Origin of the sequence: Arthrobacter sp. NPDC057013 (genome assembly GCF_042674585.1) — a bacterium.
GTDB lineage: Bacteria > Actinomycetota > Actinomycetes > Actinomycetales > Micrococcaceae > Arthrobacter.
In genome coordinates this window covers 39096-61409 of the sequence record NZ_JBHUSE010000026.1, presented here as the reverse complement: position 1 = coordinate 61409, position 22314 = coordinate 39096, and the positions used below count along the sequence as shown (strand labels likewise).

Genomic DNA, 22314 nt, shown 5'->3' with positions numbered 1-22314 from the left:
GTCGGGGACTGCCCTGTCCACCACGTCTACACCGGGGCTGTGACGGATCTTCCGACGATCCCGGCGAGCTCGCAGCGGACGCCGGGGGCAAGTCCGGCATGGATCGCGAACCCGCGCAGTGACGTTGGACTCGTATCCTCCGTCATAGGAATGACAGTGGCCCCAAGGGCCTTGTTCCAAGCGGGCTCCGACCATCGGCTGCCCCGTGAAAGGACCACTTTGCCTACTGCTTTTATCCCGTTCACCATGTGCGCCACAGTCCGCGACAACCATGCGCGCTCCTTCCGCACCGACTTGGAACGCCTCACCTCCAGCCACCGCGGCTGGGCCCCGTTGGACGTGGTCAAGTCGACCAACACCAAGGCATTTCTCCGCGGGGCGGTCCCGCAAAGCGATCACACCGCGACCGACGCGAGTCTTGCCCGCTACCTCCAGGACCGCCTCGTCGCCGATAAGGACATCCACCTGGATCTTGTGGTCAGCATTCAGCGGTAACTGAAAGCCGCGACGGCTGGGGCAGCGCTGCCGCGCGAGCTAATGCCCCCGCTTACTGTCCGCCCCGCTGTCACGAGCCCGGAAGGGCATCCGGATTCCCCCGACGATCGGGCGAATCAGCGTTGACGCGGCCCGCGATTTCGGTTGAGGAGCTGCCTGGGTGGGGATGGCCCAGGGCCGTGGAGCCTGATGCAGGGAAGAGACCGAGCCGACGGACCACCTCGGCGGCCTCCTCCGCAGGGGTCCGGCCGACGTCCACGACAATGGTGTTCTCATCAGGTCCGGGCGGCTCCAGCGTCGCGATCTGTGAATCCAGGAGCGTGGCCGGCATGTAGTGATCCATGCGCGCCGTGAGACGGCGGGCGATCTGTTCCTTGGAGCCGGACAGGTGAACGAAAACGACGTTCTTTTGGCGGAGGCGGTCCCGGTAGATTCTCTTCAGCGCTGAGCACGTGATGATGCCCGGTATCCCGGCCATGGTGTGCTCGATGATCCAGGACGCGATGGTGTCGAGCCAGGGCCAGCGGTCCTCGTCTGTCAGCGGCACGCCGGAGGCCATTTTCGCGACATTTTCCGCCGGGTGCAGGTCGTCCCCCTCTTCGAGGTCCCAGCCCAGCTGGCCGGCAAGTATGCCCGCGACGGTGGATTTGCCGGATCCGGATACACCCATGATCACGAGGACAGGCTGTTGAACCGACGATGGGACCGGTGCGGCTCCGGGCTGGGTCATGCGATCACCAGGGCCAGGATCAGGACCAGCCCGAAGCCGACGACGGAGATGAGCGTCTCCATGACGGACCAGGTTTTGAACGTCTCCCCAACCGTCAGGCCGAACAGTTCTTTGACCAACCAGAAGCCTGCATCGTTCACATGGGAAAGGAAGAGCGAACCGGCGCCTACGGCAAGGACCAGCAGACCTGCGTTGCCTGGAGAGAGGGAGCTGGCGAGGGGCGCCACGATGCCGGCCGCGGTCACCGTAGCCACCGTAGCGGAGCCGGTGGCCAAACGTATCGCGACGGCGATCAGGTAGCCCAGAACAAGCACGGAGATGTTGGCACCCGTGGCCCACTTGGCCACGGCATCGCCCACGCCCGCGCCGATGAGTGTCTGCTTGAATCCTCCGCCGGCGCCGACTATAAGGATCACTGCCGCGATGGGGCCTACTGAAGCGCCGACCTTGTTGCCGATTTTTCCGCCGTTGAATCCGACGGCGTAGCCGAACGTCACGATGGCCAGCAGTACGGCCAGGGTCATGGCCACCAGCGGTTCGCCGATGAAGTCGAAGAAGACCCGGACACCGCTGGGGTTCTTGGCGTCCGGATCAACGATGTCGACGATGGCTTTGAGGAGCATCAGCACGACCGGGAAGACGATGGTCAGCAGCGTGACGAGAAAGGTGGGTTGGCGCTTCGCGTCGGGATCCGCCTGGGTGTGCTCGGTGTCGACGCCGCCGGCAAGCTTGGGGGCGTCCACTGGCACCCAGCGGGCGGCCAGAGTGGAAAACAGCGGCCCGCAAATGATGACGGTCGGAATGGCCACCAGCAGACCGAGCGCCAGGGTGATGCCGAGCGGCGCGTTCAGGCTGGCGATGGCGACAAGCGGCCCCGGATGCGGCGGGACCAGCCCGTGCAGGACTGACAGGCCGGCGAGGGCGGGAATCGCCACCCGCATGAGCCTCCCGCCGGAGCGCAGGGCGACCAGGACGATGACGGGCAGCAGCAGCACGAGGCCGATTTCGAAGAACATCGGCAGGCCTATGATCACGGCGACGAGCGCCATGGCCCAGGGGAGCAGCCTCGGGGAGACCTTGCCGAGCAGCGTGTCCACAACGCGGTTTGCGCCGCCGGAATCAGCGAGCAATTTCCCCAGCATGGCACCCAGCGCGATCAGCAGGCCGACTTCTTTGAGCGTGGCCCCCACGCCGTCCTCGAAGTTGCTGATGACCTTGCCGAACTCAACGCCGGACGCCAGGCCAACAAACGCAGACCCGAGGACGAGCGAGAGGAACGGGTGGAGCTTGATCTTAACGATCAGGACCACGATCAGCGCGATGCCTATCGCGGCCACCACCACCAGCTGGGTGTCATGGCCGTTCCACGGCTCCACTGCGGCCGGAAGCAGAAGGGGTTCCATGCGTGTCCTCGATATTGAACGGCGGCTGGCACCCTCATGCTAGTCCCCGCCCTGCAGACATGCGACGACCAACACTGAAGACCAGAACGGCTCCAACAGGGGGGCGGCGATCACGGCCGGTGTAAGCCCTGGCTAGGAATCGTTCCGCCACAGCGACAATGGCACCACGCTGCGGCTGCATCCTGATTCATCCAGGACGTGGCCCAGGCGCTTAAAAGTCCTGACAACAGCCTGGCGGGAGATGACAGTGCTGCCGGGAGCCCGCTCCGACAGTTCGCGTTCGTAGGCCTGGACTTCAAGGTAATTGCGGACCCACAGGGTGACCAGCAGGTTCTGCGCGCCGAGGACTTGGGCGCTGAGCCGGCAGTTGCCCAAAGCGGCGAAGTAGCGTCCGACGTCATCAATGTATTGGGCCGGGACGTTCAGGATGAGCGTGACTTCCCGGAGGCCCTGCTGGGCAGAAGTTGACGTGTCGCACCGAAGCGCTATGTAGCCCGTCGCGAGGAACCGTTCTACCCGCCGTCGGGCTGTTTGCGGTGAGACGCCGCAGGCGGCACCCAGCTCCGCCCAGCTGGCGCGGCCATCCCTGGTGAGTTCGTCCAGCAGTGCCGCATCTATCCGGTCCGGCGCGAAGGCCGGCTGCTCGCGCAGGGGTTCCGCGGATACGAGGCGGGCGCGTGCGGGTTCGAGAGTCCCGCTGCGCCATTCCGAGGCTTGCCGATACAGCTTGGTGACGAAAACGACCTCGCGGTGCGTGACGCCGGGCAGTCCCGGGAAGGAGCCCGTGACGATGTCCATCAGCTCGTCGTGGCTGGACGCGAAGCAGTCCACGAAAAGGTCGTGTGAGCCGGTGACAAGGGAGACGGTGCCGAACGCGGCTTCCGAGCACAGGCGTTCGATGAGTGCCTCACTGTCGCGGGGCGTTGAGGAGAGGTGGATGAACGCCGACCAGCCTGCACTGAGGTAGCGCTGACCGGGAGCAGGCGTGATCCACGCCTGGCCCTGGTCGCTGAGGGCGTTCCATCGTCTTGCAACCGTTGGACCCGACAGGCCGAGGGCATCCGCAACGCGGCTCCATTCGGCCCGGGGGTTGATCTGCAGGGCATTTACGATTTCAAGATCCAACTCGGAGATCATGGCTGATTCATTCAATATCTCCCGCCTAACCGCAATTTAGAACATTTTCAGGGCCAGTTTAGACGGTCGCCATAACGTAATGACTTGCATCACCACCGGCGGGTCCCGCCCAAGACAGCACCCACGCACCGTAAGGAATCACATGGAAAGCAAGACGGCCCCTCCAGCTACGGCGGGCACAACACGCAGCACGATAATGGGCATGATCCTGGCGATGGCACTGATTGAGTCGCTCAGCGGGGTCACCCAGGGGTACCTGAATCCCATCCTGCCCGCGCTCGGGCCGGTCTTCGAGATTGACGACCCCACCATCAACGGCATCTTCCTCATCTCGAACGTCAGCTTTGCGGTCCTCACCCCGATCATTTCCCGGCTCGGCGACAGCTACGGATACCGCATGGTGCTCCGCTGGTCCATCGGCGTCGTAGCGGTTGGCGTGCTTCAAATGGCCCTGTGGCCGTCACTGTGGACAGTAACGCTGGGTGTCGTCATGCTCACCTGCGTCGTGGGCTTCATCCCGCTGATGATGGGAATCCTCCGGGTGAGCAGCCCTGCGCACACCCGCACGGGTGTGAGTGTCCTGATCGGCATGCTGATGATCATGGTGGGAGCCGGCGGACTTCTTGCCGGAATCGTCGGCGTCACCGACCCGACGCTCGGCTTCTGGGTGGCTGTCCCGTTCGCGGTGGCCGCCGTCGCCTGTTCGTTTGTAATGCCCGACGCCGGGATCCCGACTCGTGAGGGCATCGCCCTGGCACCGCTCCTGGCTTGCTCGCTCGGGCTGATTGGTTTTGTTGTTGCGCTCTCCATGGCGCCCGAGTGGGGTTGGCTCGACGGCCGGACCCTGGTGGCCGGAGTGGTAGGGCTCGCACTTCTGGCGTACTGGGCCAAACGCGATTCCAGCGCCACCGAAGGCCGGCGGTTCATGGATCTGCGGATGCTCGCCAACCCACGTATCCGCATCGTCTCGCTGGCTACCTTCTTCTTCGGCTTCGCTTCCATCAGCTACTTCGGCACCAATGGCATCTTCCTGCATGCCAACCCGGACAAGACCGGTTATGGCTTCGCCCTGAGCCCCGTGATGATCGCGATTGTTCTTGCTCTGGCTTCGGTTCTCTCTCTGGTCTCCTCGCTGCTGACCGCCAAGGCAATGAGGAAGTTCGGCGAACGCGCCACCCTGGTTTTCGCCGGCGTCCTGCTGGCGGCCGGCTTCCTGGTGATGGTGGCCGCCCACGACTCGCTTGCGGGCTACTTCGCGGGCTTCGCCATGTTCAACCTGAGCCTGGGCATGTACCAGGCGGGAACCCGCGCGCTGTCCGTTGAGGGCGTTCCTTTGGAGGAGACGTCGACCGCGGCCGGGCTCAACGAACTGGCTCTGTCCGTGGGTATCGCCGTAGGAGCGGCCGTCGTGAAGCTGGTCTCTTCAGCGTCTGTGGAGTCCGGGCACATCTCTGAAGCCGGGGTTTTCCTGATCTGGGGAACCTTGGCCACCGCAGCCCTGGTCGCCGCCGCCGCGGGTGCCCGCTACCCGAAACGGCAGACTACGGAGGCGCGTGCATGATGACTGGACCCAACAGCGGGACACGGGGAACCGCCGTCGAACACGTATCCCACGATGGCATCCAGGCGGCACTTGCTGCCGCGGTGGAGCGCTGGGAGGCGGAGGTCCTGGATTTGAGCCATGCCGTCCACGCAGACCCTGAGCTTGGCGGGCAGGAATTCCGTGCCACGAAGCGGGTGCGGCGGGTACTTCGGAAGGCCGGATTCTGCTTTGATGAGGTCCAGCCGGGACAACCCACGGCATTCAGCGCGCGCTTCGGAACCGGCGACCTTGTGGTGGCACTCTGTGTTGAATATGACGCACTGCCTGCTATCGGCCATGCATGCGGGCACAATGTGAACGCCGCCAGCGCTGTTGGGGCAGCGCTGGCGCTGGCGGCAGTGGCCGACGACCTAGGCATGACCGTCAAAGTGCTTGGAACCCCCGCCGAAGAGACCACGGGCGGCAAAGTGGACCTCATCCAGGAAGGGTTCTTCGAAGACGTGTCCCTGGCCATGATGGCCCACGCCGCGGCAACGGATGTGGTTGGTGGTACGTCGTTGGCCATGTGCATGTGGGATGTGCTGTTTGAAGGCCTGCCCTCCCATGCCGCCGCTGCTCCTTCGGACGGCGTCAATGCCTTGGATGGGCTGGTTGTCGCACAAACAGCCATCGCCTTGGCCCGGCAGCAGTTGCCCGCTGGTTCGATCGTTTCGCTGATCGTCACCGAAGGCGGCAGCGCAGTGAACGTCATCCCGGACCGGGCTCGGGCCAACATCGAAATGCGGGCTCCCGGCATCGAGAGCCTCGGCAGGATCCAGGACAAGGTGCGGCGGGCCCTTGAAGCGGGCGCCCATGCGAGCGGCAGCACGTTACAGATCACGCCGTACGGCAACGACTACGCCGAACTGCGTCAGGACGCATTCCTCTCGGAGGCCTACCGGGCAGCCATGACGTCACGGGGGAGGAGCGTTGCCTGTAGTGCCGATCCCGTCGCCTCCACAGACATGGGAAACGTGTCACAGATGGTGCCGAGCATCCATCCGATGATCGGCTACGACGTAAAGGGCAGCGCTCACCACACCGCAGAATTCGCCGGGTTCGGCGCCTCACCAGGGGCGGACAGGGCAGTCCTGGACGGTTCCTTCGGCCTGGCCGCAGCTGCATGCGCTGCTGCCTTGGACCCGGCGGAGAGGAACCGGTTGCTCCGCCAGACACGCGGGTGGCGTTTCGGGCCTGACTAACGGCTCGGTGCAAACACCCCGGGGTGCCGATCGTCCGCGTGCGACTGCCCGCTCCGGCCGGACGAGTAGTCCTACTCGGCGATGTCTTCCGCCCACAGGTCCGGATTGTTGTCCTGGAAGGTGCGCATCATGTCTACGCAGCGCTGATCGTCGAGGACCACCACCTCAACGCCGCGTGATCGCAGAAGGCCGAATTCGCCGTCGAACGTGCGGGCTTCACCCACCACGACGCGGGGGATTTTGAACTGGATGATGGTTCCGGTGCACATGGCACAGGGGGCGAGGGTGGTGTAGAGCGTGGTGTCCCGGTAGCTCGTCTGCCGGCCGGCTGCGCGAAGTGCGGACATTTCGCCGTGTGCGATTGGATCGCCGTTCTGGACTCGTTCGTTGTGCCCGCTCGCGATGATCAGGCCATTGCGGGCGAGCGCTGCTCCGATGGGGATGCCGCCTTCGCCCAGGCTCTTTTGTGCCGCCTGGTAGGCGGCTTCGAAGGCTGGATCGGCGGCTGGGTGCTCTTCGCGGCTCATGCGGTCATCTTATGCGGCCATGGTGAAGTCTGGAGCCTTTGACGTTGCCCCCAATATGACATGGTCTCACCCATTATTGTCCGCCAGTGGGATCAACGAAGTTGGCGCCGGACCCAACGTCCGGCGCCAACCATGTCCCATCCCGGCGGACTATTTGTCCGCCACCCGCCACTAACCGATCGGCGTGGGCGGCTGCTCGCCACGGAGCACGGCGAGCGTGTTGTCGGCGGCAAGCACTGCCATGGCGGTGCGCGTCTCTACGGTTGCCGAACCGAGGTGCGGCACGAGTGTCACATTCTCCAGGTCCAGCAACTCGGGGTGGACCTTGGGCTCGTGCTCGAAGACGTCCAGCCCGGCGCCGGCGATGACGCCCTCGCGCAGCGCGGCGGCGAGCGCCGCTTCGTCAACGATGGGTCCGCGTGCGGTGTTGACGAGGTACGTGGAGCTCTTCATCGCTGAAAGCTGTTCCGCGCCGATCAGATGGTGCGTGGCAGGCCCGTAGGGGCAGTGCAGCGAAATGACGTCGGAGACAGTCAGCAATTCGTCGAGGTCGACCCGCCGGGCGCCCAGCTCCGCGGCGACGGCGGGGTCGATCTCGCTGCGTGACTGGTAAACGATGTCCATGCCGAAGGCCTTGGCCCGGCGGGCCGTCGCCTGGCCGATGCCGCCCATGCCGACGACACCGAGGGTCTTGCCCTGCAGGCTGCTGCCGAGCAGGAAGAACATGCCCCACTTCCACGGCTGGCCGGCGCGGATGAGGCGTTCGCCCTCACCGAGCCGGCGGGTGGCCATGAGGATGAGGCCGAACGCGATATCGGCCGTCGCCTCGGTGAGGACACCGGGTGTATTGGTGGCGACGATACCCCGTGCGGTGCAGGCCGGCACGTTGATGTTGTCGTAGCCGACGGCGACGTTGGAGACTACCTTGAGCTGCGGGCCCGCGGCGTCGAGCAGTTCGGCGTCGATGCGTTCGGTGAGCAGGCTGACGATGGCGTCTGCCCCTGCGACGCGGCGCAGGAGCTCTTCGCGGCTGATCGACTCATTGCCGGTCCAGGTGTCGACCTCGTGCTCGGCGCGAAGCTGTTCGAGGGCGGCGTCAGGAATGCGTCCTGTGACGACGACGCGGCTCATGCGGTTACGATCCATTCGCGCAGGCGTCCGAGGCCCTCGCGGATGTCTGCGGCCTCGATGCCCGAGTAGGCGAGCCGGATGTACTGCCGGTCCTCACCGGGCAGTCGCCGGCCGAAGTGCTCGCGGGTGCAGAAGGAGACGCCGGTCTTGTACAGGGCGTCGGAGGCGAAGTCGCCGACTGCGGTGTAACCCATACGCTCCATGACTTCGGTGACGTCGGGGAACAGGTAGAACGTCGACTGCGGCACGGCGACGTGCATGCCAGGGATGGAATTGACGAGCTCGCACGCGGTGTCGCGGCGCGTCTGCAGGGTGTCAAGCATCTGCTGCACAGAGTCCTGGGGGCCACGGAGCGCTTCGACGCCGGCCCACTGCACGTAGTGCGTGGTGCAGGACTCGTCGTTCGTGTTGAGAGTGCTGAGCACCTGGGCGATCTCACGCGGGGCGACAGCGCAGCCGAGGCGTGAGCCGGTCATGGCGAACTTCTTGCTGAACGTGTAAAGGATGACCGTACGCTCGGCCATGCCCGGGATCGATGTGATCGAGCTCGAGACACCCTCATAGCGGGTCTCAAAGTAGGCCTCGTCGGAGAGTACCCAGAGGTCGTGTTCGATCGCGAGCTGTGCGATGGCCTCGCGTTCAGCGGCCGTCGACTCGGCGGAAATGGGGTTCTGCAGGTCGTTGTATATGATGGCGACCGTGTTCGGGGTGATCGAGGCGCGGATCTGCTCAAGGTCGATCGCGAAGCCCGTGCTCGTGGGCACATAGCGGTACGGCACTGCCGTTCCGCCGAGGTACTCGATCTGCGATTCATAGATCGGGAAGCCGGGGTTGGGGTAAAGCACTTCCTGGCCGGGGTTCATGACAGCCTGCAGGAACTTCGTGATGACGGGCTTGCCGCCGGTCATCACCACCACGTTCTCGGGGGAGAACCCGATGCCACGGCGCGAGCCGATATCGTCGGCAAGGGCTTCCCGCAGCTGCGGGATGCCGGGGCCGGGGCAATAACCGGTGTAGCCGTCAGCGATCGCCCGGTTCATCGCCTCAACGATGTTCGGGGCGGTGGGGATGTTGATATCGCCGAGATGGAAGGGGTACACCAGGTTCCCCTTGGCCTTCCAGGCGGCGGCGGCTTGCGCGACGCTGAAGGCGGTCTCGGTGCCTAGGCGTTCAAGCCGGTGCGCGAGTTGCTGCATATTCCACTCCTCATCGAGTTGGCGGTCGATCTTCTGTTGACCACACCTAGTATAGGACTAATATATTAGAACGCGGAAGTTGATCGGCAAATGAAATTTCAGAAGTTTCTGCCAGCATCGCTGCCTTGAGTCCAGTCTTGAGGCGGTCAGCAGTGCCTTTGAAGCCACGCAGTTGTGGGCCGGGCCGCCTACTTCGAGTCTTGCCCGACCTCAGCCGGGGTCCATCCCAGAGCAGGACCCAGATTGCCGGCGATGTCGGTAAGGATCTGGACGTAGTCCTCGTGGTCGAAGCTGAAGGGCAGCGCAAAGGCCACCTCGTCGACTTCCTGGAACCCCGCGTGCGCGTACAGTTGTTCGGCGATTTCATCGCTGGTGCCGATGAGATCCGGGGCGAACAACATGCCCTTTGGCCCCTGCGGCGACCGCGTACGGGGAGTGCGTTCGTCGACGTACCGCTGGTACTTCTCCCGCTGAACCGGCGACGCTGAATCGGTCGGGATTACCACCAACCCCTGCGAGACGCGGGCCGGTCCATGTGCTTGGGAGGAGGTCGCGGCGGCTTTCCGGAAGTCACGAATCTGCGATTGCTGAATCCGGGCAAAGTCCGGTTCCTGATCCGTCTCGGGAAAGACCACACTGCTGGAGAGCAGATTAAAGCCGTTCGCCCCGGCCCAGACGGCCGACTTCCTGCTGGCCGCTCCGTACCAGAGGCGGTCCCGCAGCCCGGGGGAGTGCGGCTCGACCCGGTTGGAGTATTCCTCGACCACGCCCTGCCTGCCGGAAAATTCCCGCACCGGTTCCCCTGCGACCAGGCGGGCGAGCCGGGCCACGCGCGCGTAGCCGAAGTCCTCCAACTCTGAGGAATCCGGGTACAGCTCATGCTTGACTGTGCCGTAGTGCATCGGCTCGCCCACGCTCAGCCCAGGGTTGATGCGTCCTCCGGCGAGCAGATCCACGGTGGCCAGGTCCTCGGCCAGGCGCAATGGGTTTTCCCAGCCCAACGGGGTCACAGCGGTTCCAAGCTCAATCCGTGAGGTGCGCTGGCTGGCGGCGGCCATCACCGCGATGGGGGAGGAGATGCCGAACTGCAGGTGGCGGTGGCGAAGCCACGCGCTGTCGAAGCCGAACTGCTCGCCAAGTTCTATGATCCGCAATGTGGATTCATGGCCCGAGGCGGGATCCGCAGGGTTGAACAAGCCAATGGTGAGGAACCCAAGCTTGCGTAGGGGGCGTGACGTGTCGGGCATGGCTTCCTTCGGGTTCGGTACGGCTGATCCCCAGACTATGCGCCCGGACCCGGCAGTTCTTGTGACAATGGAGGAGGTTACCCTTCGTGTCATTCCACACGGTTTCAAACCTTTGGGATGCCACTGCTGATACGCGAGGGCATCATTTCCGTCCCCCCTTGGGTACGGTATCCCCATGGCAGCATCCGAGAAGCGACAAGAGTCCGGCACACTGCTGACGGTTATCATCGCCTTTACGGCGAATGCGCTTGTTGCCGCCGCCAAGTCGGTGGCAGCCGTCCTCACGGGATCTGCCTCTGTGACCGCAGAAGCCGCGCACTCCTGGGCCGACACCGGCAACCAGGTGTTCCTCTTCCTGGCCGAACGCCGATCCCGGCGCCCGCGGGACAAGAGCCATCCGATGGGGTACGGGCGGGAAGCCTATGTCTGGTCGATGTTCGCCGCCTTCGGGCTTTTCACCGCAGGGGCGGTGGTGTCCATCCTGCACGGCATCCAGCAGATCATCGAACCGGAGCCCGCGTCCGACTTCCTCGTGGCGTACGTGGTCCTGGCGGTTGCTTTTGTCCTCGAAGGAGTTTCGTTTGTCCAGGCTTTCCGCCAGACCAGGGCTGCAGCCCGTGAGCTGGACCGGAACACGCTGAAGCAGGTCCTGATCAGCTCCGATCCCACCCTCCGGGCCGTATTTGCGGAGGATGCTGCCGCGCTCGTTGGCCTGGTGGTCGCATTTGCGGGCGTGTTCCTGCACCAGGTCACAGGATCGGCCCTGCCGGACGCCGTGGGCTCGATAATCGTCGGCGTTCTGCTGGCGGTTGTTGCGGTTGTGCTGATCGACCGCAACCGGCGGTTCCTGGTGGGCCAGGGCGTAACCCCGGACATCGAACAATCCATGGCCCGGCGGATCCTCGAACACCGGGACATTGCCCGGCTCACCTACCTCCACCTGGAGTTTGTCGGCCCGCGCAAGCTGTACCTTGTCGCGGCCGTGGACCTGCAGGGCGACCACCCGGAACACGAGGTAGCCGTGGCCCTGCGCAGGATTGAGCGCGAGCTGGAAGACCACGAGACCGTGGAGGAAGCCGTTCTGACACTCGCGACTCCGGACGAAACCGCCTTGCGCTTCTAGGACGCCGTTTGTTGATGACGAGGGCCGTGAAGCAAGCCCCGGCCAAAGAGCCATGACCGCAAAGATGAGGAGGCGCGCGGCCGTCCGCGAGGATGCAATCGCGTGCTATGCTCCCCACAATTCCACTCGAACGGATGCCAGTCGCAGCCACTGAGGAGGTTCGCTTTGCCGGACACCACCTGCCACATGTCCATCTCACTGGACGGCTTCGTCGCCGGGGCCGACCAAAGCCGCGATAACCCCCTTGGCAAGCGGGGGATGGAGTTGCACGGCTGGCACATCGGTGACCCGCGAGCCAACGATGCCGACAGGGTTGCGAACGGGTGGCTCATGCGCCCGCGGGGCGCTTATGTGATGGGTAGGAACATGTTCGGCCCGATCCGCGGGGAGTGGGATGAGGAGTGGACCGGTTGGTGGGGTCCCGAACCGCCTTATCACGCGCCGGTGTTCGTGCTCACCCACCACGAGCATGACCCGATCCAGATGGACGGCGGAACGACCTTTCACTTCGTCACCGGGGGCTTCGACGCTGCCTACGCAGCGGCATGCCAGGCTGCCGGGGACAAGGGTGTGGACATCGCCGGCGGTGCCTCCACTGTCCGGCAGGCACTGATCGCCGGCGTGATCGATGAACTCACCCTCGACATCGCACCGGTCCTGCTCGGTTCGGGCGAGCGCATTTTCGATGGCGTTGAATCCTTCGGCTTCGAACCCGCCGAGGTGCTGCACTCCCCGCTGTCCACCCACATCCGCTATCGCCGCGTCAGGTAGCTCCAGAGCCTGATCAGAACGCCCCGACGAGGGCGGCAAATTGTGCTGCCAGGGAAAGCTGTTCGCTGCTGCGCGGGTTAAAGAGGGCGGGCCCGCTGCTGTTCTTGGCCTCGGCTTCGGTCATCCGCTGTCCGTCCAACGACTCGTACGGTTCGTTGTCGGAGTACACCAGACGGTGAAGGCCGGTCATCCTGAATTCTTCGATGCACGACGAGCAAATGGGCAAGTCCCGGATGTGGGCGTGATTCGGATTCGTCCAGCAGATGTCGCAGTAGATTGTTTCTTCAGGCATTCGGTTCCTAACTGTCAGTTGATGCGGGACCTCACATGCACCATGTGTCCGGCGCCGGGAGCGCAAGTGGCCACGGGCCCGTGCCACGGTTCGCACCCCTGGGCACCACCGTTCGGCTGCCCAGAGGTTCGGGTGTCGGACCGGCGGGCAGAACTCAAGCAAGGCGGGCGGTCGCCAAGACCGATCAGAAGTTGATCCGGGAGTTGCCCCGTTGCGTACTGTGCGCAGGCGTGTGGCGGACGTTCGACAGGGCCGTCGTCGGGTTTAACTGCTGTCCTCAATTTTGCCAGTCCACCACGTCAGAGTCGGCACAGAGGCCGTGTGAGATTCGCCATTGGGCGGCCTGTTGCGACCCCGGCTCCGAGTGACACGGGATTCCGGTACCGCCGGTGGTTTCCACGGGCTGCTGAGCTGGTCAACGACTGACTCTTCCAGAATCACGACGGCGGCGGGTCACCCGGGAATTCCGGAAAACCTTGGGCGATCCGTTGCAGGTGCGAGGCACGGGAGCAGAACGGCTCCGGTCCGGCGGCGGCACAAAGCAGCGCCACGGAGGTTTTCCGCGGCGCCTGTTTGTTCATGATGGCCTGGCGTTATCAGCTGCTCGGCTGCATTCGCTTGCGTTCCGAAATGTGCTCCACCAGTTCGCCCACACGGTCTTCCGAGTAATTGCGTGCGATGTCACCCTGGCTGATGATGCCAACCAGTTTGTGGTCAGCGATGACCGGGAGCCGCCGGACCTGGTACCTTTCCATCATTTCGATGGCCGCATCAACGTTCGCATCGGCGTCGATCCAGTAGGGCCTGCCCGTGGCGAGGTCGCGGGCCATCATCTCGCGTGGATCGTGGCCCACGGCCACGCACTTGAGCACGATGTCCCGGTCGGTGATCATGCCCCTCAACTTGCCGTCGTCGCCACAGATCGGCAACGAGCCGCAGTCCAGATCCAGCATCATCCGTGCTGCCTCTGCGAGGGACTGGTTCTCCTTGATGCACTGTGCATCCGTAGTCATGAATTCACGTACAGCACTCATTGGTCCTCCTCCATCGATTTGGGGTATCGACGCAAGAGTCACCGGGCAGATGCGCCGATGCTGTCAGCCTACGCCGGGGCCCGCGCCGATGTCGACGGCGATTCCGAACGTTCAGGGACGGCAGGTCGCCGCTCGCACGCTGCGCTTCGCCAACGCGGTAGAAGCCCCGCCCCGCCGGAAATATCTTTCCGATCTGGCGGCTGGCCCCTGCCGGACAGCTTCCACATTCGCGAACCGGAAAAATATTGCAGTTTTAGGCCGAATGCGGCAGAGTGGGAACCGAGCGGCAGCTAGATCGGCAACATATTTCAGAACAGGTCGGGCCATGGACGACGTCAAAGGCATTGGGACGAGCATTAGGCGGGCGCGGAAAGCCGCAGGCATCACGCAGGACATCCTTGCCGACCTGATCGGCACCTCAGCGCGGACGATTCATGCCATCGAGACAGGGACGGGCAACCCTTCACTGCTCACGGTCGCTGCCGCCGCCAACGCGGTGGGCCTGCGCCTGAGGGCAAGTGATGACTGAGGAGCTGGAGCGCCTGAAATTCGTCCGCAGCGCGGACGTGTACAAAACAGGGGTGCTGGCCGGTCACCTGGAGCGGACGGTTCACGGCAGCGTGGTCTTTGCCTACACACCCGACTACGCCGCATCCGGCGGCGGCCCGGTGGCCAGCTCCCTGCCCGTCACAGGGCATCCTGTGGAGTCCCCAAGCGGAGCGCTGCCCGCCTTCTTCGCCGGCCTCCTCCCTGAAGGCCACCGTCTTACCGTGCTTAAGGATGCGGTCAAGACGAGCCTGGCGGATGAGCTGACCCTGCTTTTGGCCATCGGGGCCGATGTCCCGGGCGATGTCCAGGTTGTCCCCTCGGGGACGCTGCCCGTGGAACCGCAGCCCCTGGCCGACGCCACCCGGCCCGAAGATCTGGACTTCGCCGCCCTTGCCGATGCCGTGGACCTGCACGGACTGCCGGGTATTCAGAACAAGGCCAGCGCCTCAATGCTGACCACCCCGCTGGCACTGGCCAGCCGGCGTTACCTGCTAAAGCTGGACCCGCCGGCCCACCGGCACCTGGTGGTCAACGAGGCCGCGCATCTGGCCGGGGCGAGGGGGCTGAAGATCCCGGTGGCGAGCCACCGCATTGTCGCCGACCGTCACGGGTTGCCCGGGCTGCTCATCGAACGCTTCGACCGGGTCCAGGACGGCAACGGGCCGCTGCGGCTGCCTCTGGAGGACGCCGCCCAGGTCCTGGATCTGCCGCCCGCCTCCAAGTACGCGGTTAGCTCCGAGGAGGCCGTGCTCGCACTGGCAGGGCTCTGTAAGGCCGGGCCCGTGGCGGTGAGAAACCTCTATCTGCAGTTTGTATTCGCTTGGCTTACCGGCAACGGCGACCTGCACGCGAAGAACATTTCGATCCTCAGGCGCGACGGAGGCTGGGTGGTGGCACCCGTCTATGACATCCCCTGCACACTGGTTTATGGCGACGACACGACCGCGCTCAGCGTCGCCGGCAAGCTCAAAGGGCTCAGGGCACGGCACTGGCAGGAGTTCGCCGGACACATCGGGCTTCCGCAGCGCGCAGCCACTGCGGCCAACGCCACAGCACTGAAGGCAGCAGCCGCCGTCGACCTGGATGCCCTGCCGTTCACCGGGTCGCCGCTGAACGGTGCCCTGCGCGAGTTGCGGTTTCGCCGCGCCGAGCTCGCACGTGCCTAGATGTCCGCAGCTCGCCGGCCTCGCCGCTCAGGGCCATGGCCAGGTTCCTGGGCGTGTGGAACTGCTCCCACGCGCGGTCCTGGGCGAAGTCGCGCAATTGGGCCGTCAAAGACTCGATGCTCATGGAGCCAGCCAAGGCGAATTTTTTCGGCCGGATGCAGCGCCGGGGGCTGCCATCGTTGGTCCTCATAAGGCACGCCGGCGTTGCGTTAACCAGCATTGCCGTGCGGAGTATATTGGCATTGATGGACGCATTCCTGTTGATGGGCTGAACATACTCCCTCTCGAATGCTGAAGTTTGGAAGTGAGGATCCGATGTCTCACCCAATCCCGCCCGGCGCCAGTGCCCGTCTGTACAACAAAGATTTGGCACCTGCCGAACACCGCACGTGGGGTTTCTATTCTTTGTTTGCGATGTGGATGTCGGACATCCACTCGCTCGGCGGTTACACCTTCGCTGCCGGTCTTTTCGCCTTGGGCCTGGGTGCCTGGCAGGTTTTTCTTGCCCTGGTGATCGGAATCATCCTCGTCTTTATCCTGATGAACTTCTCGGGCTACGCCGGCCAGAAGACAGGAGTTCCCTACCCGGTGCTTGCGCGGGTTTCGTTCGGGACATTCGGCGCCAACCTGCCTGCCCTGATCCGCGCGCTGGTGGCCATCGCCTGGTACGGCATCCAGACCTGGCTCGCCTCCCGCGCCGTCATCATCATCGCGCTGAAGCTCTGGCCCGAACTGAAGGGGCTGACGGAGAACAACTTCCTGGGTGAATCGACCCTCGGCTGGCTGGCCTTCCTGCTGATGTGGGCACTGCAACTTCTGCTCCTACGCAACGGCATGGAGACGATCCGGAGGTTCCAGGACTGGGCAGGCCCGGCTGTCTGGGCGGTCATGGGCCTGTTGGTGGTCTACATCCTGATCAACGCGGGCTGGAACGTTTCCCTTGACCTTCCGGGAGGAATTTCGCAGTGGGGTGCCGTGCATGCCTTCTTTGCCGCCATTGCGCTGACTGTCACTTACTTTTCCACCCTGATGCTCAACTTCTGTGACTTTTCGCGCTTCGCCCCCTCCCGGCGGGCGGTTCGAACGGCGAACCTGTGGGGGCTGCCGGTAAACTTCATTGCTTTCTCTGTGGTCTCGGTCGTCGTTACCGCGGGAACCTTCAAGGTGTACGGGGAGCACATTTACGATCCGGTTGAGATCGTCGGGCGGATCGACAGCATCTGGGCGCTTCTGCTCGGGGCTGTCACCTTCGCTGTCGCAACCTTGGGTATCAACGTGGTCGCGAACTTCGTTTCTCCGGCTTATGACCTGGCGAATGCGTGGCCGTCGAAGATCGATTTCAGGCGCGGTGGCCTGATAGCAGCAATGATCGCACTCGTCATCACACCCTGGAACCTGTTCAACAGTCCGGTCGTGATCAACCTTTTCCTCGGCGGGCTCGGCGCGCTGCTCGGGCCGCTGTTCGGAATCATCATGGTTGACTACTACGTGCTCCGCGGGCAGCACGTGATCGTCCAGGACCTCTTCAGCGAGTCGGGCTACTACACGTACACGCGCGGTTGGAACCCCAAGGCCGTGGTTTCCTTCGTTTTCTCAGCCGTCCCTGCAGTCATCCTGGCGCTCGTCCCGCTCTTTGGAGCTCTCTCAGCCTTCTCATGGTTTATCGGGGCAATCCTCGCGGCCGCGGTGCACTACGCCATCTCGCGCAATGACAGGACTCTGGCCGAATCGGTCAGCGCCGCGATAGCCGCAGAAGCCGAACCCAACGCGACAACAGCGCACACCTTGTGAGACTAGGGCCTGTCCAACAGCGATCGACGGCGCGGAGCCGAAAGATGCCAGACGAGCGGCGACCTCGGCTCCTAGTCGGGCCTTCCGACGACGACGTTTGACGGGCTGTGCGTGACGTACCCAGTGAGCCAGGAGGAGAGGGCACGGATCTTCTGTTGGGTGCCGGGGAGCAGTGCGAGGTGAACCCCGAGCCAGGAGAGGAATGCCAGTGGTCCTTGGAGCTGGATGCGTTTGCGGCCCAGTTCGGCAACGGCTGCGCCACGGCCCACCATGGCCATGTAACCCTTGTCCCAGTACGCGAAGGGCTGCCGCGTGCCGCCGGTAAGGTCAGCGAGGATGTTGCGGGCGGCCCATTTCCCGGACTGCTGGGCGACGGACCCGAGCTGGGGGAGTTTGGCGCCGGTGGCATCGGTGATGTTGGCGGAGTCACCCAGGACGTAGACACCTTCGGCGCCGGGCGCGGTCAGGTCCGGCAGCACGTCGATCCGTCCGCCTTTCCCCTGCGGCAGGCCGGATTCAGCAATGACTTTTCCTGCTTTCAGCCCACCGGCCCAGACGACGATCTGCGCGGGGATAGTGGTCCCGTCCGCCAAGGCCACGCCGTCGGGGCGGACTTCGGTAACTCCCTGGCCCATGTGCAGTTGCACGCCGAGTTTTATCAGCCGGTCACGGGTATACGCCTGCGACTTGGCAGAGAAGGGCATGAGCACGTTCGGCACCATGTCCACAAGATGGACCCGGCACCGCGCTGCCAGCGCGGGCGAAAAGTACTTTGGAACCAGGTACTTGATGTTCTCGGCGAGGGCACCGGCTGTCTCGACTCCGGTGGGGCCGCCGCCGACCACTACCACCTCTGCCCGGCCGGAGTCCGCACGGTCCGCGTGGTCCAGTGCTGTGGTGAGGGCTGTGCTCAGGCGGGTGGCGTCAGCCACTGAGTACAGCGGATAGGCATGTTCTTCGGCTCCGGGAGTGTCAAAGAAGTTCGGGACCGCGCCCGCCGCAATGACCAGGATCTTCGCCTGGTAGCGGGAACCGTCCACGGTCGTTATGGTGCGGGTGGCGGAGTCGATCGCCGTCACCTCCGCGGTGAGGACCCGGACAGTGTTGGTGCCGCGGAACACTGACCGCAGCGGCCGGGCCACAGCGGACACGCCGATCTGCGAAGCAGCAACCTGGTAGAGGAGGGGCTGGAACTGGTGGTAGTTGTTCGCGTCGATGAGGAGTACCCGGATGCCCTTGCGCCCGAGGTGCTCGGCTGCCGTCATGCCGGCGAACCCGCCGCCGACCACGATCACCTGATATGAATCGTCCATTGGTGCAACATACCTTGCCAGGCAATCGTGCAACAGGGCATGGAATAGACCGCGCCCAGCCCCGGACCCGACGGGTGCGGGGCCGCTCCGCCCACCCGCAAGCCTGTGTGTACCGGCTGGCCGTTTTAGACGTAGGTCAGGCTCCCCAGTAGCGTCTTGAGCTGGGCGTATTGGTGAAGCCATTGCCAAGGGAGAGCAGATCGTTGCCCGCATCGTCAGTGACGATCGCTTCAACTCCGGGAACACCGGCAGGGGGGAGCACTGTCCGCACCGTCCATGTCGCCGGATAGGCGAAGGAGATGTGTCCGTCGGGGAACGTGAAGGTCTTCAGTTCGGAATCTGCATGCTTCTTCGAAGAGGTTGCAACCACTGGCACGGGCACCTCTTTGGCGGCAGCATTGCCTCCTGCCGGTGACCCGCATCCGCTAAGCAGGGTGCTGGCGGCAAAACCCGCCATGATGACGGCCGTAAAGAAGCCGCTGCGCTGTGCATTCATTTTCTGTACCCCCGGATTCTGTGACGGCGGGCTGAACTGCCCGCTCGACAAATAGGTTTCCGGGACCTCGCGAGGAGTTACCGTCAAAGAAAGAAATGCGCCAGCTTGCACCGTGCCGGATACGCCCTGGTGGCCCGACCTTTGGGTGTCCAGGTAAGTCCGCAAGGTGACGTTGAGATCCCCGTGCTGGCTCTGCTCGTAGGCGAAGATCGGTCCCAGCAAGCGCTGGACCAAGGAGCCCGTTGGTCATCATGAGTTCTCCGCCGGTGACCCATTCCCACAACCTCGGCAGATCAGACGTGTGGGCCCAGGTGATCCGGCTGCCGCTCCCGGCCGACCCGGCCAGCAGCGTGTGCCCAAGCTGGGGCTCGGCAACGAGCCCGTAAAGTAGGCAGGGTGAGCAACAGGATCAGCCCATATGACGCATGGCAGCGCCTGCTTGAAGGCAATGAACGCTTCGTCGCCGGGGATTCGAAGCATCCGAACCAGAACGCCTCCCGGCGCAGCGAGCTGGTGCACACCCAAAATCCGTTCGCAGTCATTTTTGGCTGCGCGGACTCCCGGCTGGCTGCCGAGATCATTTTCGACGTCGGCCTTGGCGACGTTTTCGTCGTGCGGACGGCAGGTCACGTCATTGATGACGCAGTTCTCGGCTCACTGGAATACGCCGTCTCGGTGCTCCATGTACCGCTGATCGTTGTCCTCGGACACGACAACTGCGGCGCTGTCACGGCTGCGAGGGAAGCGGTGGAAACCGCAGAGGTGCCTCAGGGCCACATCCGCGACCTGGTGGAACGGATCACGCCGTCGGTACTGAGCTCGCTGCGTGAGCACAAGACAGACGTCAACGACATGGTGGTCGAACACGCCAAGCAGACGGTGCGCCGGCTACTCGACAGTTCAAGGACGATCTACGAGGCAGTCGACAACTACTCCGCCGCGGTTGTCGGTGTCGCCTACCGGCTCGAAGAGGGCCGGGCGCAGCTCGTATCCACGTCGGGCGTCCTCTAGAGCCAGCGGTTAATCGGGGAAGAGACCGCCGGCCCGCACAGCGTCGAGGTTTTTCTGCTGCCGGCCTAACGTGTGGCAAGTCACTTGTGCTTTAGTAAAGCCATGGCTGCTCCCATTGAGGACTACGCTCTGCTGTCTGATCTCCAAACCGGGCCCCTGATCTCCAGGAACGGGAGCATCGACTGGCTCTGCTTGCCACGGTTCGACTCGCCGTCGTTATTCAGTTCCCTGCTTGGAGTCGAGAGTCATGGCCGCTGGCTGGTGGCTCCCCGGCAGTCCGAAGCAGCAGTAGTGGAGCGGCATTACGTCGATTCAACGTTCGTGTTGGAAACAGTCTGGAAGACGCCCACAGGACTGGCCCAGGTCACGGACTTCATGCCGGTGGGGCACACTGGTTCGTCGATTCTGCGCCGGGTAACCGGCCTGGAGGGGCGGGTCGGGATGTGCCAGGAACTCATCATCCGTCCGCGGTACGGCACGGTGGTGCCCTGGTCCAGGCGAATCCAGGACGGCGCAGCACCCGGGGGAATGGTGCTTTTGGCCATGGCCGGCCCGGATGCCGTTGCGCTGCGGGCACCGCACCTGCCTGAGGCCCACGCGCACGGGCACTCGGGTGAATTCGATGTGGCGGAGGGGGAGGTTGTCGACTTTGAACTGACATGGTTTCCTTCACACCGGCCTGTCCCTCCGGCGGTTGACGTCGACGCCGCGCTTGCACAGTCCATCGATTACTGGACACGGTGGGGCAGCCACTGCCGCTCCGACGGTCCTTACGGGGGCGCCGTGAAGCGTTCCCTGCTGGTGCTGAGGGCGCTGACAAATTATGAGACCGGCGGCATTGTTGCCGCGCCCACCACCTCCTTGCCGGAGGAGTTCGGGGGGCCGCGGAACTGGGACTACCGGTTCTGCTGGCTGCGTGACGCTGCCCTGACGCTGGAGTCCATGCTGACCCACGGCTATGAAACCGAAGCCCTCCAGTGGCGAAACTGGTTGCTTCGGGCCCTCGCCGGCCAGCCGGAAGATCTGCAGATCATGTATGGCATCGGCGGGGAACGGGACTTGCCGGAGAGCGTCCTGGATCATCTGCCCGGTTACCAGGGCTCAAGACCGGTGCGCATTGGTAACGCTGCGGTCGCCCAGTTCCAGGCCGACGTAGTGGGTGAGGTGATGGTCGCCCTTGAAAGACTCCGCCTGGCAGGCGGCAAGGAGGACCACTTCTCCTGGGCGCTGCAGCAAATCCTGCTCGGCTACGTTGAGAAGCACATCGAGGACAAGGACTTTGGCCTGTGGGAAATGCGGGGCGACCCGCAGTTCTTTACGCACTCACGGGTGATGATGTGGGCTGCCTTCGACTGCGGAATACGCGCAGTCCGGAACCACGGGCTGGACGGACCTGCTGACCACTGGGAACAGCTTCGGGAGAGGCTACGGGCCGAGATTCTGCGCGAAGGTTTCGATCCGGATCTCAATTCCTTCACGCAGACCTACGGTGGAGGGCAGACGGACGCGGCCCTGCTCGTCATGCCCCAGATTGGGTTTCTGCCCTATAACGACGACCGCATGCTGGGTACGGTTGCGCGGCTGGAGGAGGAACTCCTCACCGACGACGGTCTGTTGTTGCGGTACCGCACCGAAACCGGCGTCGACGGGCTGGACCCGGGGGAGCACCCCTTCCTTGCATGTTCCTTTTGGCTGGTCGAGCAATACGCGCGCACTGGCCGCAAGTTCGAAGCAAGGAACCTCATGGACAAACTGGTGGGCTTCTCCAGTGAACTCGGCCTGCTAAGCGAGGAGTATGCCACGAAGGAAGACCGGATGGCCGGCAATTTTCCGCAGGCGTTCTCGCACCTGGCGCTGGTCCGAGCGGCGGACGCCATGCACGGCGTGGACCTCCTTAGCCTGGCAACCGAAGTCAAAGTGTGACTGCCTCGCCGGTCGTCCCGGGAGAGCCCCGCGTATGTCAGCTCGACACCTTGATCCCATCCCAAAGAATAGTTAAAACCATCCAGAATAGGTGTTTTATCTGCCTCTCAACACGCGAATGATGGAGTCAGGCCCACCCCTCGGGAGGGGTTGAAGGACCATCACTTCGCCGTTGCCGACACGGCGAGTACAGCA

General features: G+C 64.0%; 22 protein-coding genes. 11 read left to right on the top strand and 11 right to left on the bottom strand.

Annotated elements, in window-relative coordinates; all coding sequences use genetic code 11:
- Positions 1-219 precede the first annotated feature (219 nt).
- Positions 220-495, top strand: coding sequence for a hypothetical protein (locus ACFTSA_RS22360; protein WP_377954138.1), 276 nt, complete (start codon positions 220-222; stop codon positions 493-495).
- Positions 496-565: 70 nt separating this feature from the next.
- Here ACFTSA_RS22360 and ACFTSA_RS22355 read toward each other — a convergent pair whose 3' ends face one another.
- The 3 genes from ACFTSA_RS22355 to ACFTSA_RS22345 all read right to left on the bottom strand — a co-directional run bounded on the left by ACFTSA_RS22355 (position 566) and on the right by ACFTSA_RS22345 (position 3765).
- Positions 566-1225, bottom strand: coding sequence for a gluconokinase (locus ACFTSA_RS22355; protein WP_377954136.1), 660 nt, complete (start codon positions 1223-1225; stop codon positions 566-568).
- On the bottom strand, positions 1222-2628 hold the full coding sequence (locus ACFTSA_RS22350) for a gluconate:H+ symporter (protein WP_377954135.1): 1407 nt from the start codon (positions 2626-2628) through the stop codon (positions 1222-1224). The genes ACFTSA_RS22355 and ACFTSA_RS22350 overlap by 4 nt, the downstream gene beginning before the upstream one ends.
- 132 nt (positions 2629-2760) lie before the next feature.
- The gene (locus ACFTSA_RS22345; protein ID WP_377954134.1) at positions 2761-3765 is read right to left on the bottom strand and encodes an Lrp/AsnC family transcriptional regulator; all 1005 of its coding nucleotides are present in this window, start codon (positions 3763-3765) and stop codon (positions 2761-2763) included.
- A gap of 142 nt (positions 3766-3907) precedes the next feature.
- Between ACFTSA_RS22345 and ACFTSA_RS22340 the strand changes: the two genes are divergently transcribed.
- Together ACFTSA_RS22340 and ACFTSA_RS22335 are read left to right on the top strand one after the other, a co-directional pair.
- On the top strand, positions 3908-5326 hold the full coding sequence (locus tag ACFTSA_RS22340; protein ID WP_377954131.1) for an MFS transporter: 1419 nt from the start codon (positions 3908-3910) through the stop codon (positions 5324-5326).
- Positions 5323-6549, top strand: coding sequence for an amidohydrolase (locus ACFTSA_RS22335; RefSeq protein ID WP_377954130.1), 1227 nt, complete (start codon positions 5323-5325; stop codon positions 6547-6549). The genes ACFTSA_RS22340 and ACFTSA_RS22335 overlap by 4 nt, the downstream gene beginning before the upstream one ends.
- Positions 6550-6620: 71 nt before the next feature.
- Here the strand turns inward: ACFTSA_RS22335 and ACFTSA_RS22330 are convergent, their stop codons facing one another.
- The 4 genes from ACFTSA_RS22330 to ACFTSA_RS22315 form a co-directional block, all read right to left on the bottom strand.
- A complete protein-coding gene (locus tag ACFTSA_RS22330; protein WP_377954129.1) occupies positions 6621-7076 on the bottom strand; it encodes a nucleoside deaminase in 456 nt (151 codons plus the stop codon).
- 171 nt (positions 7077-7247) lie between these two features.
- On the bottom strand, positions 7248-8207 hold the full coding sequence (locus ACFTSA_RS22325; RefSeq protein ID WP_377954128.1) for a 2-hydroxyacid dehydrogenase: 960 nt from the start codon (positions 8205-8207) through the stop codon (positions 7248-7250).
- Entirely contained in the window at positions 8204-9403 is a 1200-nt protein-coding gene (locus ACFTSA_RS22320; protein ID WP_377954127.1) for a pyridoxal phosphate-dependent aminotransferase, read from the bottom strand. The genes ACFTSA_RS22325 and ACFTSA_RS22320 overlap by 4 nt, the downstream gene beginning before the upstream one ends.
- A 188-nt stretch (positions 9404-9591) precedes the next feature.
- Entirely contained in the window at positions 9592-10650 is a 1059-nt protein-coding gene (locus ACFTSA_RS22315) for an LLM class flavin-dependent oxidoreductase (protein WP_377954126.1), read from the bottom strand.
- 175 nt (positions 10651-10825) lie between these two features.
- On the opposite strand from ACFTSA_RS22315, the gene ACFTSA_RS22310 reads away from it, so the two are divergent.
- Complete coding sequence (locus tag ACFTSA_RS22310; protein ID WP_377954125.1) at positions 10826-11773, top strand: cation diffusion facilitator family transporter; 948 nt, start codon at positions 10826-10828, stop codon at positions 11771-11773.
- 186 nt (positions 11774-11959) lie between these two features.
- A complete protein-coding gene (locus ACFTSA_RS22305) occupies positions 11960-12544 on the top strand; it encodes a dihydrofolate reductase family protein (RefSeq protein ID WP_377954123.1) in 585 nt (194 codons plus the stop codon).
- A gap of 13 nt (positions 12545-12557) precedes the next feature.
- Here ACFTSA_RS22305 and ACFTSA_RS22300 read toward each other — a convergent pair whose 3' ends face one another.
- Together ACFTSA_RS22300 and ACFTSA_RS22295 are read right to left on the bottom strand one after the other, a co-directional pair.
- The gene (locus tag ACFTSA_RS22300) at positions 12558-12836 is read right to left on the bottom strand and encodes a hypothetical protein (RefSeq protein WP_377954122.1); all 279 of its coding nucleotides are present in this window, start codon (positions 12834-12836) and stop codon (positions 12558-12560) included.
- Between the two features lie 596 nt (positions 12837-13432).
- Positions 13433-13870 carry a CBS domain-containing protein gene (locus ACFTSA_RS22295; RefSeq protein WP_377954121.1) on the bottom strand — a complete coding sequence of 146 codons (438 nt, stop codon included), beginning with the start codon at positions 13868-13870 and terminating at the stop codon, positions 13433-13435.
- Between the two features lie 325 nt (positions 13871-14195).
- Here ACFTSA_RS22295 and ACFTSA_RS22290 point away from each other — a divergent pair, with 325 nt between their 5' ends.
- The 3 genes from ACFTSA_RS22290 (at position 14196) to ACFTSA_RS22280 (ending at position 17376) form a co-directional block, all read left to right on the top strand.
- Positions 14196-14399, top strand: coding sequence for a helix-turn-helix transcriptional regulator (locus tag ACFTSA_RS22290; protein WP_377954120.1), 204 nt, complete (start codon positions 14196-14198; stop codon positions 14397-14399).
- Positions 14392-15585: a type II toxin-antitoxin system HipA family toxin gene (locus ACFTSA_RS22285; RefSeq protein ID WP_377954119.1), complete on the top strand. Its 1194-nt coding sequence runs from the start codon at positions 14392-14394 to the stop codon at positions 15583-15585. Before ACFTSA_RS22290 ends, ACFTSA_RS22285 begins: the two co-directional genes overlap by 8 nt.
- A gap of 315 nt (positions 15586-15900) precedes the next feature.
- Complete coding sequence (locus tag ACFTSA_RS22280; RefSeq protein WP_377954118.1) at positions 15901-17376, top strand: NCS1 family nucleobase:cation symporter-1; 1476 nt, start codon at positions 15901-15903, stop codon at positions 17374-17376.
- A gap of 71 nt (positions 17377-17447) precedes the next feature.
- Here the strand turns inward: ACFTSA_RS22280 and ACFTSA_RS22275 are convergent, their stop codons facing one another.
- Complete coding sequence (locus ACFTSA_RS22275; protein ID WP_377954117.1) at positions 17448-18689, bottom strand: NAD(P)/FAD-dependent oxidoreductase; 1242 nt, start codon at positions 18687-18689, stop codon at positions 17448-17450.
- 136 nt (positions 18690-18825) lie between these two features.
- Positions 18826-19407: a hypothetical protein gene (locus ACFTSA_RS22270; protein WP_377954116.1), complete on the bottom strand. Its 582-nt coding sequence runs from the start codon at positions 19405-19407 to the stop codon at positions 18826-18828.
- Between the two features lie 29 nt (positions 19408-19436).
- Between ACFTSA_RS22270 and ACFTSA_RS22265 the strand changes: the two genes are divergently transcribed.
- The 3 genes from ACFTSA_RS22265 to ACFTSA_RS22255 all read left to right on the top strand — a co-directional run bounded on the left by ACFTSA_RS22265 (position 19437) and on the right by ACFTSA_RS22255 (position 22119).
- Positions 19437-19571, top strand: a complete 135-nt coding sequence (locus tag ACFTSA_RS22265; RefSeq protein WP_377954114.1) for a hypothetical protein — start codon at positions 19437-19439, stop codon at positions 19569-19571.
- A 10-nt stretch (positions 19572-19581) separates the two neighbouring features.
- Entirely contained in the window at positions 19582-20196 is a 615-nt protein-coding gene (locus tag ACFTSA_RS22260; RefSeq protein WP_377954113.1) for a carbonic anhydrase, read from the top strand.
- A 102-nt stretch (positions 20197-20298) separates the two neighbouring features.
- The gene (locus ACFTSA_RS22255; RefSeq protein WP_377954111.1) at positions 20299-22119 is read left to right on the top strand and encodes a glycoside hydrolase family 15 protein; all 1821 of its coding nucleotides are present in this window, start codon (positions 20299-20301) and stop codon (positions 22117-22119) included.
- Positions 22120-22314 lie beyond the last annotated feature (195 nt).